This is a genomic window from Pseudomonas sp. NFACC02 (assembly GCF_900110765.1).
In the GTDB taxonomy this organism is placed as follows: domain Bacteria; phylum Pseudomonadota; class Gammaproteobacteria; order Pseudomonadales; family Pseudomonadaceae; genus Aquipseudomonas.
On sequence record NZ_FOEO01000039.1, the window covers coordinates 36,837 to 52,785 of the forward strand.

The window sequence follows — 15,949 nt, forward strand, 5'->3', positions numbered from 1 at the left end:
CCCCAGCCCCCTGCGGAATATCTGCCCGAAATGGGCAGATATCGATGTCTCGGTAAGCCTCGGACAGCGGTATGGATTATCAGGAATTTACTGTAGTGCGAGGCTCCGGCGCGACGTTGACTTGGAAGATTTTTTTACCCAAGTGCATTGTAGGTTTCTCCACCAATCTGTGCAGAGCGTAGGACAGGCACAAAACAAAAATTGATGTCAGCAGTGCCGATATGAAGAAAGAAAACCCATTACCCATGAAGAATCTTAGCGAGGCATACCCTATTATGGAGTGAAGCACGTACACCGAGTAACTGATATTTGACAAAAAATCCAGCGGGGCAATGGGCCTGAAATAGCGGCGAAAAACGTAACTGACGCTAAACACCAGTAACCCATAAACATAATTTTGAGGGATTTCAGGTATCTGTGTAACCCAAGATGTATTAGGCCAACAAAGCATAAAGAGAACAAGGAGAATTGCTGAGTATTGAACTAACTGCCTGGTCGTATAGGTGCCGGTATAATGATGATAAAAGCCTGTACCGACAAACATAAAAATGACGCACATCAACTCAGTCTTCAGCGAGTCTACTACCACGGAGCTTACGTTCATCCCATCCAATAGGTGTGGAAATAACACTGTTCCCGCGAGCACCCCAGCAGCAAACAGAAATATAGGGTAAGCGTTCCCGCTTCGTATCGACCGATATAGCAGCGCCGCCACGATGTAGAATTTTATCTCAATCGACAGGGTCCAGTTGACCAAGTCTATGCTCGCACTGCCAAGATTACCTTGTAGCAAAACCAGGTTTGCCAGCAGCCTCCCCAAGGGCATTGAAAACGCCTGCCCCCAATAGCGGCTCGACAGCCAGACGGTCGCCAACATCAGTAACGAAGCGGCAATATAGGTGGGATAAATACGCAATAAGCGTGCAATTAGAAACTGGCCCGGCGCCAGTCTCGCCAACGAAAACGGGATAACGAAGCCGGAAATAAGAAAAAAGATTGAAACACCAAAGGGCCCGTAGTTAACCGTGGGAATCTTTAAATAGTCCAAACCGCCAGGTGGACTACCCTCTAACATTGGGGCATAAATATAGGACGCTACCACTCCCCGTGCATACCAGTATATTCCGCACCAGTGCACAATGATGACTGCCACGACTGCCAGCCCTCTGAGCTGATTCGCAAACAGGGCTCTATCAGAGTTTTTTTTCATTTCTCTCGCCAAAACTATCAAATATCAAAGAGCACCGAACAGCGTGCCTTGGGTGGCGCCTTCTAGTTTTTTTCGTCACTAGATTTTTCGCAGAATCGAAGCATTGAGATGTTCAACGCCACTCCCATCTATCCATGGACAGGCAAAAAAGACAGGGTAGCTACAGGGCGAGGCAGGCTGCTCTAGGCCAAGCGAACCGGCGTTCTAAGGACCCGTTCGCATGCTCTCCCCATCGTCCATGCCCCATATTTTCTGTATGATAGCGCTCTCGATGACGCTTGGCTGCTGGTCTTGGCTAAGCTCTGCATTTGGTATGAACAGCCGCCCCGGCGCTAATGGAGTTTAAAGGATTCGCATGAAAGCAATCGTTACCGGCATCACTGGTCAAGACGGCGCCTACCTGGCTGAACTGCTGCTTGCCAAGGGCTACACCGTCTACGGCACCTATCGTCGTACCAGTTCTGTCAATTTCTGGCGGATCGAAGAACTGGGTATCCAGAACAACGCTAACCTGCATCTGGTCGAGTATGACCTGACCGACCTGTCGGCCAGCATCCGTCTGCTGCAGACCACTGAAGCGACCGAGGTTTACAACCTGGCAGCACAGAGCTTCGTAGGTGTTTCCTTCGATCAGCCTCTGACCACCGCCGAGATCACCGGTCTGGGTGCTGTGAACCTGCTGGAAGCCATCCGTATCGTTAATCCGAAGGCCCGCTTCTATCAAGCGTCGACCTCCGAGATGTTCGGTAAGGTTCAGGCGATCCCTCAGATTGAAGAAACCCCGTTCTACCCGCGCAGCCCTTACGGCGTTGCCAAGCTGTACGCCCACTGGATGACCATCAACTATCGCGAGTCCTACGGCATCTTCGCGACCAGCGGCATCCTGTTCAACCACGAGTCGCCACTGCGCGGCCGTGAGTTCGTGACCCGCAAGATCACCGACACCGTGGCGAAGATCAAGCTGGGCCTGCAGGACACGCTTGAGCTGGGCAACATGGACGCCAAGCGTGACTGGGGCTTTGCCAAAGAGTATGTCGAAGGTATGTGGCGCATGCTGCAGGCTGATGAACCGGATACGTTCGTCCTGGCGACCAACCGCACTGAAACCGTGCGCGACTTCGTCACCATGGCATTCAAAGCCGTTGATATCACTATCAACTGGAGCGGCGAAGCGGAAGAAGAAAAAGGCACTTGCGCCGCCACTGGCAAGGTCTTGGTTGTCGTAAATCCGAAGTTCTACCGTCCGGCCGAAGTCGAGCTGCTGATCGGTAACCCAGCGAAAGCCAAAAAGGTTCTGGGCTGGGAGCCGAAGACGAACCTGGAAGAGTTGTGCCGCATGATGGTTGAAGCGGACCTGCGTCGAAATGAAAAAGGATTTTCGTTCTGATGAGTATTGCCGGTAAGCGCGCACTGATAACAGGTATTCAAGGTTTCACGGGGCGTTACATGGCCGCCGAACTCACAGCCCAAGGCTGTGAAGTGGTTGGCCTGGGCAGTCAGCCCTCCGTTGAAGCCAATTATTATCAAGCGGACCTCACCGATCTGGTGGGTCTGAGCGAGCTACTGGCAGACATTCAGCCGGATATCGTTGTTCATCTTGCTGCACTCGCATTTGTGGGGCATGGCGCTGCGGAGGCGTTTTATCAGGTCAACCTGATTGGCACCCGCAACCTGTTGGAAGCGATTGCCGCCTGCGGCAAGACGCCAGAAAGTGTCCTGCTGGCAAGCAGTGCCAACGTTTATGGCAACGCCTCGGAGGGGTTACTGGACGAAAGCACCCTGCCCGCCCCCGCCAATGACTATGCAGTGAGCAAACTGGCCATGGAATACATGGCCAGTTTGTGGTTCGGCAAGCTGCCGATCTTCATCACCCGTCCATTCAATTACACGGGTGTGGGTCAGGCGGATAATTTCCTGCTTCCTAAGATCGTCAAACACTTCCGTGAAAAAGCCGACAAGATCGAGCTGGGCAACCTGGACGTCTGGCGTGACTTCAGCGATGTCCGCTCACTGGTCGCTGCCTATCGCGGCCTGCTGGAGGCCAAGCCGTTTGGTCAGTTCGTCAACGTGAGCTCGGGCAAGACCCACTCGCTGCGCGAAGTGATCGACATGTGCCGAAGCATCACCGGGCATGATCTGACGGTCGAGGTGAACCCTGCGTTTGTCAGGGCTAATGAGGTGAAGACCTTGTGTGGCGACAACACTCGATTGAAGTCGCTGGTCCCGGGCTGGCAAACGCCGGAGTTGAGCGAAACGCTGAGCTGGATGCTGGCTGACGCGTGATTTCGCGCCATGAGCCCGGAGCGTTGCAAAACGCTTCGGGCTTTCTTTTATCTTATGCACTTCAAACTACCGCCCGACGCGCCAGGTACTCTTCGCGAGGTCGGCGGGCATATCGTTTCGTCAGAGAACCCTGATGATCAAAGTTCTTCACTTCTTCAAAACCTACTTCCCGGAAACGCCGGGTGGTGGCATCGAGCAAGTTATTTTCCAGCTATCGCAGGGCAGCGTGGCCCACGGCATTGAACCCCAGGTTCTTTATCTGAGCGCAAACGGCTCGGCGCGAAATGAAACCGTCGGCAACCATGTGATCCACCGCTCGAAGCAAGACCTGTACGTCGCGTCTACCGGCCTCTCACTGTCCGGCATTCGTGATTTCAAGGAGCTGGCCGCCGAAGCGGACATCGTGCATTACCACTTCCCATGGCCGTATATGGATGTGGCGCATTTCGCGACTCGCCTGAAGAAACCGTCGTTGGTGAGCTACCACTCGGACATCGTCAAGCAGAAGACGCTGCTCAAGCTGTACACCCCGCTGATGAACCGCTTCTTGGGCAGCGTTGATCGCATCGTCGCCTCGTCGCCCAATTACGCCTCCAGCAGCGAGGTGCTGACTCGCTTCAAGGACAAGGTCGAGATCATTCCTTATGGCCTGGATCGAGCGACCTACCCCGCCCCTTCCGAGTCGCGGCTGTTGCACTGGAAACAGCAGTTGGGTGAACGGTTTTTCCTGTTTGTTGGCGCCCTTCGTTACTACAAAGGGCTCGATTTTCTGTTGGAAGCTGCGCACCAGACCGGCCTGCCGGTCGTCATCATGGGTGGGGGGTACGAAGAAGCTGCGCTGAAGGCGAAAGCTCAAGCGCTGGGACTAGGGAATGTCACCTTCCTGGGCGGCCTGCCGGATGAGGACAAGAACGCACTGCTCACATTGTGCGAGGCGTTCGTGTTCCCTTCTCACTTACGTTCGGAGTCGTTCGGTATTTCACTTCTGGAAGGTGCGATGTACGGCAAGCCGATGATCTCCTGTGAGATCGGCAGCGGTACGACGTTTATCAACATCGCAAATGAAACCGGACTGGTCGTCCCTCCCCGGGACGCGATGTCCCTGGCGGCGGCGATGACGACGCTGTGGAATGATCGGGAGTTGGCTGGCCGGATGGGCTTGAAAGCGGCTCAGCGGTACGAAGAAGTCTTTACCGCCGAAAAGATGGTTCAGTCCTACGCCGCGCTTTATCAGGACATCCTGAATAAGCGTTGAGCGGGCAAGCCTACAGCCATCATGCCCATTCAGTTCAATTGCTTCTCTAAACGGTGGGATCGATTCGTTCGCTCCCACCGGTCTGCACCTAGCCCGATAGCCGTTAAGGCTTACGCTTCCTCGGCCCCGTATTGAACGCCGGCACCTTCCTCACCGGCTTGACCGCAGGCGCTTCGGCCACGGTTTCGCCGCTGTCGACCCACTTGCCGAGGTTGCGTTTACCGCCACCGCCGCTGACTTTGGGTTTCTTTGGCTTTTTCGGTTTCTTGAGGATCTGGCCGGTTGCGTCGGTCGCCGGTACGCGGTGTTCGGGAATGAAGTCGGGTTCTTCCCGGCGTTGAAGGGTCTGCCGGGTCAGTACTTCGATGGCGCTGAGCAGTTCGACTTCATCGGCGCAGACCAGCGAAATCGCTTCGCCGGTTTGGCCCGCGCGTCCTGTGCGGCCAATGCGGTGGACGTAGTCTTCGGCGACGATGGGCAGGTCGAGGTTGACCACGGTCGGCAGGTCGTCGATGTCCAGGCCGCGCGCGGCGACGTCGGTGGCGACGAGGATTTGCACTTCACCGGCCTTGAAGCGATCCAGCGCACGCTGGCGGGTGGCTTGCGGTTTGTCGCCGTGAATGCCGTCGGCGTTGATGCTCAGGCCTTGCAGGCGATCAACCAGTTGATCGACGCCAACGCGAGTCTTCGCGAACACCAGCACTTGGCTCCAGCGCTGTTTTTTCAACAGATGAATGAACAGCTCGCCTTTGCGCTTTTTGTCGACGGTCACGACCCATTGTTTGACCGAGGACGCAGCTACGTTGCGCGGGCTGACTTCGATGCTCAGCGGGTTGTCGAGCATTTGCCCGGCCAGTGCGCGGATCGAGTCGGAAAAGGTTGCCGAAAACAGCAGGGTCTGACGACGCTTGGGCAGCGCGGCGTAGATGTCGCGCAGTTCTTCGGAGAAGCCGAGGTCGAGCATGCGGTCCGCTTCGTCGAGGATCAGCGTCTGAACTTGGGAGAACTTCACCGCGTTCTGGCGATGCAGGTCGAGCAGACGGCCCGGCGTTGCCACCAGCACGTCGACGCCGCGGCGCAGTTTCATCATTTGCGGGTTGATGCTCACGCCGCCATAGACCGCGTAGGTCGTCAGAGGTAGGTGTTCGGCATACTGGCGGATCGCTTCGTGAACCTGCTCGGCCAGCTCGCGGGTCGGCACCAGCACCAGCGCGCGCAAGGAGTTGGCGGCCACCTTTGGGCCCTCCATGGTCAGGCGTTGCAGGAGCGGCAGCGCGAAGCCTGCGGTCTTGCCGGTGCCGGTCTGCGCGGCGGCCATGAGGTCACGGCCTTCCAGGACAGGCGGAATCGCCTTGGCCTGAACGGGGGTTGGCGTCTGGTAGCCAAGCGCTTCAAGCGCGCGCAGCAAGGGTTCGATCAGGCCGAGGGAGGCGAATGTCATGTGTATACCGTTGGAAAAAGGTCGTGCGTTGCGCAATGCCGCGCAGTTTACCCGGTTTGCACCGCGTTCTGCTTGCGCCACTGTGGCAGACCGATCAACACCACGGCGCTGATGATGACCGCCATCGCCGCGGCCTCGGCCGGGCCGATGTGCTCGTCGGCGAACAGCATGCCCAACAGCACGGCAACCGCGGGGTTGACGTAGGCGTAACTGGTCGCTGCTGCGGGCCGCACGTTTTTCAGCAGGTACATGTAGGAGCTGAACGCGACGATGGAGCCGAACACCACGAGATACGCCATTACCAGCCAGCCCGACATGCCGGGCGATTGGGTCATGCGCTCACCGCTGACGTAGCTGCCGATCAGCATCATTGCACCGGCGGTCAGCATTTCACAGGCACTGGCCATCGGGCCGGCGGGCAACGGCAAATAGCGACTCCACACCGAGCCGAAGGACCACGTGGCGGCTGCGAAGATCACCAGTGCGGCGCCCATTGGACTGGCTTGCAGGTTGGAGCCCAGGTTGAGCAGGGCGATACCGATCAGCCCCAGCATGATCCCGGCCCATTCCAGTCGCGTGTTGCGATGCCCCCAGAGCAAGCCGAACAACAAGGTGAACAAGGGCACCACGGCCACCGCCAACGCAGCGACACCGGAGGCCACCCCGGCATGTTCGGCCAGGGTCACGGCGCCATTGCCGCATGCGAGCAACAGGAAACCGATCATCCCCGCCGCTTTCCATTGCTGCCAGGTCGGCATCGGCGCCCCGCGAAAACGCATGAAGGCGAACAGGATCGACCCGGCAATCGTGAAGCGTACGCCCGCCATCATGAGCGGTGGCCAGGTCTCGATACCGATGCGGATGGCGAGATACGTTGACCCCCAAATCACGTAAAGCGCGAAAAAGGCGCCGATGAGCAATAAGGGAAAGCGGCGGGAGGCAGGCATGAAAGGCTCGAACGCAAGGAATTTATTATTGATGTGATTCTAAAAATGTCAGCCTGGGCAATGTTAGTAACAACTGGGGTTTATTCGACCCGTACACTTTTCACGCAGCAGCATGGCTGACCTCAGGCATCAGCCATCCACCATCAGGCGCCGCGATGCTTGCTGATCGCATCGGCCAGTTTCTTGGCGGGGACTTTTTGCAGAGTGCATAGCAACTGGTGGGAGACACCGGCAAGGCCATGGGTAGTTCGCAGTTCCTGGCTCAAGTGAGCGGTCAGGTTAGCGGCCATCTCGGCATCGGCCATGGCCCGGTGAGCCTTTCCGGTGTGTGGCAGGCCAGCCCAACTCGTCAATGTGCCGAGCTTGTGGTTCGGTGCACTCGGCATCAGGCGTCGGGCCAGCAGCATCGAGCAGGCGAAGCTTTGTTGGCGATTGCGTTTGATGCGCGAGAGTTCGAAATCCCAGAATTTCTGGTCGAACGAAGCGTTGTGCGCGACCAATGGGGTCAGACCGACGAACTCGGCGACTTCATTCATGACGCGCTCGGCCGGCGGCGCGGTGCGCAGCATGCTGTTGCTGATGCCAGTCAACGACTCGATGAACGACGGAATGCGCACGCCAGCGTTCATCAAGCTCTGATAACGCTCGACGATGACGCCCTGCTCCATGATCACCACGGCAATCTCGGTGGCCCGACAACTGCTGCTCGGGGAGATGCCGGTGGTTTCAAAGTCGATGACGGCGATGCGTTCTTGCATTTTTTACAACCTTAAATATGTGTCGATCCACAGACTGTAGCGTGGCTTGTCCCGCGATCTGGCGCGCAGCGGCAGCAAAATCAGGCGACTTGGTTGTGCCTGAAACACCGCATGCACCTGCCGGTTCCCGGCAGATCGCGGGACAAGCCACGCTCCTACACAGGAAAATCGTTAGCTTTTGAGCAGCAACCCACCTTCGATCGGCACATAGCGACTGGCCGCGCGGATCAGGGAGTTGGCGGTCAGGCCCGGCACGCCGTAAGCCACTGCCTCGACGCCGTGCTTGCTGATGATGCGATCGAGCAAGAGGTCGAAATCGCCGTCACCGGACGCCAGCACGACTTCGTCGACGGTCGGCGCGACGTCCATGATATCGATGGTGATGCCGACGTCCCAGTCGCCCTTGGCCGAGCCATCGCTGCGCTGGATATAGGGTTTGAGTTTGACGGTGAAGCCCAGATTGCGAAGGATCTGCTGGAACTGCTGCTGCTTGCTGTCGCCCCGGTCGATGGCGTAGGCATAAGCCTCGACGATTTGCCCGCGCTGGCTGATGTCCGCCCACAGAGCGGCATAGTTGAAGTGGCAACCATGAGCCTGACGCACGGTGTAATACAGGTTCTGTACGTCGGCGAACACCGCGATTCTTCTCACCCGAACTCCTCGATGCGCTGAAAGCGACGATGGTCCGAGGGTCGGACCGGCGCTCAGTATGCCAGTTTGAGGAGGGGATTGAAGACTTCAGTATTAAACGGGGAGTTGATCGTTCCCACGCTCTGCGCGGTAATGCATCCTGTGACGGTCCCCGTCACCCAAGCCCCGTCACCCAAGATAGACGCGGAGCGTCCTGAAAACCGTTCCCACGTGGAGCGTGGGAACGATCAAGTCGGCTTGTACTACGTGTCAGTGCTTAGACGTACGAATCGTCATCATCGCCGCCAAACAAGCCGCTGCTGTCATCGTTGCCGTAATCGGTGTCGGCGAAGCCGCCGGAGTCATTGCCCCAGCCGTCATTGCTGGTCACGCGTTGCTGATCATCACCCCAACCGCCGTTGTTGCCGTTGTCGAAATTGCTATCGGCCGCAGGTTGTGCAGGCTGCTGATCGATGATCTCGACGATTTCCTGAGGCTGGCTGTTGTGGTGAAACAGGCTGCTGATGCCTTCTGCCAGCATCACACCACCGGCCACACCGGCAGCGGTTTTCAGCGCGCCGCCCAGAAAACCACTGCCGATAGGTGCGGCGGGTGCCTGCTGCTGCGGCTGTGCGTAGTTGCCCTGTTGAGGTGCGTTGTACGGTGGAGGACTGGCAGGGCCGCTGTCGCGCCAGCCGCCGGCAGAGGGCTGCGGACTGGAAGGACGCGAGAACGACGAGGCGGGCTGTTGCGCCTGTGGCTCGCGAGAGCCACCGCCGAAGATGCTCGACAGAAAACCTCCGCCACCCTGGGCCGGCGCCGTTTGTGCTTTCGCGCGCTGAAGTTCGGCCTGCAACTGTTGAATCTGCTCGTCGCGTTGGCGGTTTTGCGCTTCCATCTGTTTGAGCGCAACCTCCTGGACCAGGATCGCCTGTGCCATGTAGTAAGGCGCGGTGGGCTGCCGGGTCAGGTGCTCCTTGATCAGCGCCTCGGCCTGGGCGTCTCGGGGGGCCGAATCGGTTTCTGCTTGCTTGAGTTTGGTAAACAAGCCGTCGATCAGGGTTTGCTCTTCGCTGTTCATGGCGACCTCGTTAGATTGCCGTAGGAATTCTGTGACTGACCACAGTGTCAGACACAATCAGTAATGGGGCGTTTCCGGGGCGTTTCAATAGGATGTAAAAAAAGTTAAGAACCCTGGCGACGTGCGTCACGTTGGCCCGCTCACCGGCTCTACGTTAAAGTGTCGGCCTGCTTTTTCCCTGTGAAGCTTTCATGAATCCTCTGACCATCATCCAAGACTCGCTGTACTTCTTCCGGCGTAACTTCGCCAGCATTCTGACGTTGTGCCTGCCGCTGGTGATCCTGGAGGCACTGACCAAACAGATGCTGGCCATCGCGGCGGGCGAAGGATCGGCAAGCTGGCAATTGCTGATCGGCCTGCTGTTTTATCCGTTGTACACCGGTGCGCTGATTCTGTTTCTGGATGCCAAGACCCGAGGCGAGAACCCTGCCAAGCGCAATCTGCTGGCGGCGACGCTGCGTATGTGGCCGACCTTTGCCGTGCTGACCGCCCTGAGCACCCTTCTGATCATGGCGGGCCTGTCGCTGTTTATCGTTCCGGGCGTGTGGGTGATGATCAAACTGGTGTTCTCCGAGTACCTGCTGGTGCTGCGAGGCATCGGTCCGCTGGAGGCCATGCGTGAAAGCTTCAAGATGAGCAAGGGGCACGTGGTGCGGATTCTGGTCTGCGTGCTGTTCGTCTACATTCCGCTCTCGGTGCTCGAAGGACTGAGCTTTTACGTGCTGCCCGATCAGCAAAGCCCGCTGTTGTCCCTGGTCGTCGACAGCGTTTCGAGCTTCCTGCAGTTGTTCATCAGCGTGGTGATGTTCCGCCTGTTCATGCTCATCGACGGGCCCGCACAGCCGGCCTGAGGAACGCCGATGTCCCGGTTACTGCGCGCTGCCCTCTTCCTCGCCCTGCTTGCCGCGTTGATGGGCGGCTTGATTTACGAGGTGACCTGGCATCCCGCCCGGCATGAGCGCATGCCCGTCAGCTGCAACGCCAAAGACGCAGCACCGCCGACACTGGTGCCCGGACAGGCCCTCAAGGTCATGACCTGGAACATCCAGTACCTGGCGGGCAAACGCTATGTGTTCTGGTACGACATGGCAGACGGCAGCGGCCCGGACGAACGCCCCACCCCGGAAGATATCGCCTACAACCTTGATGAAGTCGCGCGGGTGATTCGTGACGAGCAGCCGGATATGGTGCTGTTGCAGGAAGTGGATGACGGCGCCAAGAACACCGATTACGTGAACCAGCTGGCACTGCTGCAGGAGCGGGTGACAGACCTTTACCCGTGCAGCACCGAGGCGTTTTACTGGAAATCCGACTTCGTACCCGACCGCCACATCTATGGCAGCGTCGGCTCCAAGCTGGCCACGCTGAGCCGCTATCGAATGGACAAGGCCGAACGCCTGCAACTGCCCTCGCCAGAAGGCAACCTGATCGGGCGACAGTTCGAGCCCAGGCACGCGCTACTGGTGAGCTATCTGCCACTGAGTAACGGCAAGCATCTGGCGGTAGTGAACACGCATCTGGCCGATTTCAAGCCAGGCGATGACATCCTGTCGCGGCAGGTTGCAGCCACGACTCAACTGCTGAATGGTTTCCAACAGGCAGGCACACCATGGATCGCCGGCGGCGACTTCAATCTGCTGCCGCAAGGTCAGTACCAGCGTCTGCCGGTCGAACTGCGGCAGCGTTACACGCCTGACAGCGAGTTGCATGCCCTGTGGGATCTGTACCCGATGACCCCGAGCAATGAAGACGTCAACGGAGACGAACCCCGCAAGTGGTACACCCGCTTTCCGAACGACCCGCGCGTGAGCGGGCCTGACCGTACGCAGGATTACCTTTTCTACAGCCCGACGCTAAAGCGGGTTGATGCTCAGGTTCGTCAGGCGGACACCTTGCTGATTTCCGATCACCTGCCGGTGATTGCGCGGTTTTTACTCCCCGGCTCGCCCTGATGCTCCTTTGTAGGACTGAGCCGCTTACTGCTTGCGAGGTTTCACACGCGCCGTCGGCTCGGCGATCAAGGGGTCGTCAGGCCAGTAATGCTTCGGATACCGACCTTTGAGGTCTTTCTTCACCTCCGCATACGTACTGCGCCAGAAGTTGGCCAGGTCCTGCGTGACCTGCACCGGGCGCCGTGCGGGAGACAGAAGGTGCAGCTTGACGATCTGCCGGCCACCCGCAATCCGGGGCGTGTCCGACAAGCCAAACAGCTCCTGCAGCCTTACCGCCAGAATGGGCGGGTATTCGCTGTAGTCCAGCCGCACTGACGAGCCTGAAGGCACGTTCAAATGAGGCGGCGCCTGTTCGTCGAGGCGTTGCGGCAGCGGCCAGGGCAGCAGGTTGTGCAGGATCGACGACAGGTCCAGATTGCCAAAATGACTTAACCGCGTGACCTTGCCCAGATACGGCAGCAACCAATGTTCCAGCCTTTCAAGCAGGGCATCGTTGCTCACGTCCGGCCATTCGCTGCTGCCGTGCTGTTCAAGGTCCAGGTGACGTAGCAACCCCACCCTCGCCTGCCACTGACGCAACGCAGGCGTCCATGGCAAGAGTTCCAGTCCCTTGCGCCGCACCAGCGCCAGCAGGGCCTGACCCCGGGCGGAATCGTCCAGGCCGGTCAATGGCTCGCGACTGATGATCAACTCACCTGCCTTGCGCTGCCGCTCGGCTCGGAACACCCCTTCGCGCTCGTCCCAATCCAGCTGATCAACCGTGGTGATCTGCTCAGCCAGCACTGAGTCGAACAGCGCAGGATCGAACCCTGCAGCCAGGTAAATACGTTCCTCTTTCTGCCCCTGACGACTGCCCAGGTCGGCGATCACCAGCCAAGGCTCTTTCATCAGCGCATCGGGTTCGGCGAACAGCGCGGCCCGCCCGTTAGCCAGGCGGTATTCGGCGCCGCCTGCCCGACGCTGTTGCGCCACCCGGTCAGGGTACGCCAGCGCCAGCAAGGCTCCGAGCCAGCGGGGATGATCCGGATCGGTCACGGGTGTTTTCGCGGCGCCTCTCAAGTAGCCGCGATATTGCCTCGAGAGCTGTTTCGCCCGCTGCACGCCGCCTTGCGCCCCGCGAGTCGCCCGTTCTGTCCCGGCGAGCAGGGTCAGGCGGCTGTGCAGATCGGCGCCCGCGCCACGCAGTATGTCGCGCTCGCCCAGCAACGCGGCGACGTCGCACGCCAACGGCCCGAGGCCCAACGCCTGCCCGCGAAGCAACAAATGGCCGATGCGGGGGTGAGCAGGCAACTCAGCCATAGACTGACCATGCGACGTGAGTTTCCAGTCTTCACCCGGCTTGCGGTTGAGGGCACCAAGGCGACCCAGTAGCGACTGCGCCTGTGCATAGGCCGCCGCAGGTGGGGCATCCAGCCAGACCAGTTGCGCAGGCTCAACGCCCCAGCGCGCCAGTTGCAGCGCCAGTCCCGCGAGGTCGGCTTGCAGGATTTCCGCTGCACCGTAGGCTGCCAGTTGCTCATGCTGCGCTTCGGACCACAGGCGATAACACACCCCCGGCTCAAGACGGCCTGCACGGCCCGCCCGCTGGGTAGCGCTGGCCCTGGAGATGCGTTGCGTGTCGAGTCGCGTCATGCCACTGCCCGGATCGAAGCGCGGCACGCGCGCCAGGCCGGCGTCGATCACGACGCGCACCCCGTCAATGGTCAAACTGGTTTCAGCAATGTTGGTCGCCAGCACCACCTTGCGCTTGCCGCCGGGTGCCGGTTCGATCGCCGCGCGTTGTGCGCTCAGATCCAGCTCGCCATGCAGCGGGCAGAGCATGACATCGCTGCATTCGCCCAACGCGTCGGCCAGTTGCTGATTGACCCGGCGAATCTCCGCCTGCCCCGGCAGAAACACCAGCAGACTGCCGGACTCATTACCCAGCGCATCCAGTACGGTTTGAACCACGCGCGGTTCGATGAACTCGCCCGGTTGAAAGGGACGGCCCCATTGCGTCGTCACCGGGAACATCCGCCCTTCGCTGCTGATCACCGGCGCGTCATCGAGCAGATTCGACAGCCGCTCACCCTCCAGCGTCGCCGACATCAGCAGAATTTTCAGCGGCTGCTCGTCCCTGAACAGCGCACGGCCATTGAGACTCAAGGCCAGCGCCAGGTCCGCATCCAGGCTTCTTTCGTGAAACTCATCGAAAATCAGCAGCCCGACGCCCTCCAGCGACGGGTCTTCCTGCAAACGGCGCGTGAGGATGCCTTCGGTGACGACTTCGATGCGGGTGTTCGGCCCGACCTTGCTGTCGAGGCGAATCCGGTAACCCACGGTTTCACCGACGTTCTCGCCCAACTCCGATGCCAGCCGCTCCGCCGCCGCACGCGCCGCCAGCCGCCGAGGTTCGAGCATGAGGATGGTGTGTCCCGCCAGCCACGCTTCGTTCAGCAGCGCCAGCGGCACGCGCGTGGTCTTGCCCGCGCCGGGCGGGGCTTCGAGCACGGCTTCGTGGCGTTCGGCAAGGGCCTGGCGCAGCGCAGGCAGGACGGCATCAATGGGCAGAGAAATCATGAGGGCTCCCGAAACAGACCGCGATTATACGGACGCAGGTCCCGGTTTGTTTACTCGGCCACAGAACCGTCTCTTGGCTCGGATAGTCTTATTGATTAGGCATTTGCCTTGTATAGTTGCGACTTCCTCTGAGGAGACCTCCATGCGCATCCCTTCCCGTTTGATCGGCGGTGTTCTGATCGCCAGCCTGCTGGCCCAACTGACCGCCTGCGGCAGCATTTTCTACCCCGACCGCCGCGGCCAGATTCAAGGCAGCGGCAGAATGGACCCTGCCATCGTGGTGCTCGACGCCATCGGCCTGCTGTTCTACATCATTCCCGGCGTGATTGCGTTTGCGGTCGACTTCGCCACCGGTGCCATCTATTTGCCGAGCGGTAAACAGGCGCAGATCGATCCGCAGAAGCTGCAGCCGGCGGTACGCGCTGACGGCACGGTGGACAACGCCAAGCTCCAGGCCATCATCCAGACTGAACTGGGTCGTACGTTGCCGCTGGACGATCCACGCCTGATTCAGCACAAGGGCAGCACCGAGCAACTCGCATCGCTGGGCCTGGTGCCGTCGGCCTGATGTGTTCAATGATGTCATTTAAGGAAGCGCCATGAGCAGCCCTGAACACGCCCGGTTATTGCGTCTGGCGACGCGGGCCTCGCTGGCCGTCGCCAGCACTCTGATTGTCGCCAAGGCCGTGGCCTGGTGGTTGAGTGGGTCGGTCAGCCTGCTCGCGGGCCTGACGGATTCGCTGCTCGATGGCGCCGCCTCGTTTCTCAATTTGTTGGCCGTGCACTACGCGCTGCGCCCCGCCGATGACGACCATCGATATGGACACGGCAAGGCCGAGGCCCTGTCAGGCATGGCTCAGGCGCTATTTATTGCTGTCAGCGCCTTCCTGATCGGCTTTCAGGCCATTGAGCGCATTCAGCATCCGCAACCTTTGGGTGCGCCGGGGCTGGGTATTCTGGTGATGGTGCTGTCGATCGCGCTCACGGTGATGTTGCTGATGTTCCAGCACAAAGTCGTGAAGGAAACCGGCTCTGCGGCCATTCGGGCCGACTCATTGCATTACCGCTCCGACCTGTTGCTTAACGCCAGCATCATGGTCGCGCTCGGCCTGGCGTTTTTCGGCTATGACCAGCTGGATGCGTATTTCGGCCTGGTTATCGCGGTGTACATCCTCTGGAGCGCGATTTCGATTGCACGGGAAACCGTCTCGGTGCTGATGGATGCCGAGCTTGATCCCAGCGTCAGCGCTCGCATGCTGGACCTGGCGCAGAACGTACCGGGCGTGCTCGGCGCACATGACCTGCGCACCCGAATCTCGGGCAATCACTGGTTCGTGCAATTGCACCTTGAATTGCCCGGCCAGTTGACGCTGTCCGTGGCGCACGATCTGTGTGAACAAGTTGAACGGGCGATCATTGCTGAATTCCCGAAGGCCGAAGTGCTGGTGCACGCCGACCCTCAAGAAGTCGTGAACAGCGCGAACAGTCCTGTATTGAATTGAGTCGCTGTGCAGCTATCAGGCATTCGCTGATCCAACGGCTGACACATGACCTGTGGGAGTGAGCTTGCTCGCGAAGGCGGTGGATCAGCAGCATCGATTCGCGGCCCTCGTAACCTCGGACGGCTCCTACAAGGATTGCGGCGTTCAATGATTTGCGCCGAGTGATCGCGCCGTTCCGATGATTCGCGGCGGACGCAAAACCTGTGGGAGCCGGCTTGCTGGCGAATGCGGTGGGCCAGCAACATCGATGGTGAATGACCCACCGCATTCGCGGCCCTCGTCCCTCGGACGGCTCCTACAGGGACTGCGGCGTCCCGATGTCTGGCGGCAT

Annotated in this window: 14 protein-coding genes; 7 read left to right on the forward strand and 7 right to left on the reverse strand. The window is 59.5% G+C overall.

Annotated elements, in window-relative coordinates; translation table 11 throughout:
• Window positions 1-79 precede the first annotated feature (79 nt).
• Window positions 80-1,210, reverse strand: coding sequence for an acyltransferase family protein (locus BMY73_RS22635; RefSeq protein ID WP_092409923.1), 1,131 nt, complete (start codon window positions 1,208-1,210; stop codon window positions 80-82).
• A 355-nt stretch (window positions 1,211-1,565) separates the two neighbouring features.
• On the opposite strand from BMY73_RS22635, the gene gmd reads away from it, so the two are divergent.
• From gmd to BMY73_RS22650, 3 genes are all read left to right on the forward strand, one after another.
• Window positions 1,566-2,597: a GDP-mannose 4,6-dehydratase gene (gene gmd, locus BMY73_RS22640; protein WP_092409925.1), complete on the forward strand. Its 1,032-nt coding sequence runs from the start codon at window positions 1,566-1,568 to the stop codon at window positions 2,595-2,597.
• Window positions 2,597-3,493 carry a GDP-mannose 4,6-dehydratase gene (locus tag BMY73_RS22645; protein WP_092409927.1) on the forward strand — a complete coding sequence of 299 codons (897 nt, stop codon included), beginning with the start codon at window positions 2,597-2,599 and terminating at the stop codon, window positions 3,491-3,493. The genes gmd and BMY73_RS22645 overlap by 1 nt, the downstream gene beginning before the upstream one ends.
• A 133-nt stretch (window positions 3,494-3,626) precedes the next feature.
• Window positions 3,627-4,748: a glycosyltransferase family 4 protein gene (locus BMY73_RS22650; protein WP_092409929.1), complete on the forward strand. Its 1,122-nt coding sequence runs from the start codon at window positions 3,627-3,629 to the stop codon at window positions 4,746-4,748.
• Between the two features lie 103 nt (window positions 4,749-4,851).
• On the opposite strand, the gene BMY73_RS22655 is transcribed toward BMY73_RS22650, so the two are convergent.
• The 5 genes from BMY73_RS22655 to BMY73_RS22675 all read right to left on the reverse strand — a co-directional run bounded on the left by BMY73_RS22655 (window position 4,852) and on the right by BMY73_RS22675 (window position 9,605).
• Window positions 4,852-6,189, reverse strand: coding sequence for an RNA helicase RhlE1 (locus BMY73_RS22655; RefSeq protein WP_092409931.1), 1,338 nt, complete (start codon window positions 6,187-6,189; stop codon window positions 4,852-4,854).
• Window positions 6,190-6,236: 47 nt separating this feature from the next.
• On the reverse strand, window positions 6,237-7,136 hold the full coding sequence (gene yedA / locus BMY73_RS22660; protein WP_092409933.1) for a drug/metabolite exporter YedA: 900 nt from the start codon (window positions 7,134-7,136) through the stop codon (window positions 6,237-6,239).
• Between the two features lie 143 nt (window positions 7,137-7,279).
• Entirely contained in the window at window positions 7,280-7,894 is a 615-nt protein-coding gene (locus BMY73_RS22665; protein ID WP_092409935.1) for a 3'-5' exonuclease, read from the reverse strand.
• A gap of 171 nt (window positions 7,895-8,065) precedes the next feature.
• On the reverse strand, window positions 8,066-8,545 hold the full coding sequence (locus BMY73_RS22670) for an NYN domain-containing protein (protein ID WP_062384984.1): 480 nt from the start codon (window positions 8,543-8,545) through the stop codon (window positions 8,066-8,068).
• A gap of 256 nt (window positions 8,546-8,801) precedes the next feature.
• Window positions 8,802-9,605, reverse strand: a complete 804-nt coding sequence (locus BMY73_RS22675; RefSeq protein ID WP_092409937.1) for a DUF2076 domain-containing protein — start codon at window positions 9,603-9,605, stop codon at window positions 8,802-8,804.
• A gap of 191 nt (window positions 9,606-9,796) precedes the next feature.
• Between BMY73_RS22675 and BMY73_RS22680 the strand changes: the two genes are divergently transcribed.
• Together BMY73_RS22680 and BMY73_RS22685 are read left to right on the forward strand one after the other, a co-directional pair.
• Window positions 9,797-10,456 (forward strand): YciC family protein, encoded by a 660-nt coding sequence (locus BMY73_RS22680; RefSeq protein ID WP_092409939.1) that lies wholly within the window; start codon window positions 9,797-9,799, stop codon window positions 10,454-10,456.
• A 9-nt stretch (window positions 10,457-10,465) separates the two neighbouring features.
• A complete protein-coding gene (locus BMY73_RS22685; protein ID WP_092409941.1) occupies window positions 10,466-11,557 on the forward strand; it encodes an endonuclease/exonuclease/phosphatase family protein in 1,092 nt (363 codons plus the stop codon).
• 24 nt (window positions 11,558-11,581) lie between these two features.
• Here BMY73_RS22685 and hrpB read toward each other — a convergent pair whose 3' ends face one another.
• The gene (hrpB, locus tag BMY73_RS22690) at window positions 11,582-14,116 is read right to left on the reverse strand and encodes an ATP-dependent helicase HrpB (RefSeq protein WP_092409943.1); all 2,535 of its coding nucleotides are present in this window, start codon (window positions 14,114-14,116) and stop codon (window positions 11,582-11,584) included.
• A gap of 142 nt (window positions 14,117-14,258) precedes the next feature.
• On the opposite strand from hrpB, the gene BMY73_RS22695 reads away from it, so the two are divergent.
• Window positions 14,259-14,684: a polyribonucleotide nucleotidyltransferase gene (locus BMY73_RS22695; protein WP_092409944.1), complete on the forward strand. Its 426-nt coding sequence runs from the start codon at window positions 14,259-14,261 to the stop codon at window positions 14,682-14,684.
• 31 nt (window positions 14,685-14,715) lie between these two features.
• Window positions 14,716-15,618 carry a cation diffusion facilitator family transporter gene (locus BMY73_RS22700; protein WP_092409946.1) on the forward strand — a complete coding sequence of 301 codons (903 nt, stop codon included), beginning with the start codon at window positions 14,716-14,718 and terminating at the stop codon, window positions 15,616-15,618.
• The last annotated feature ends 331 nt before the right edge of the window (window positions 15,619-15,949 follow it).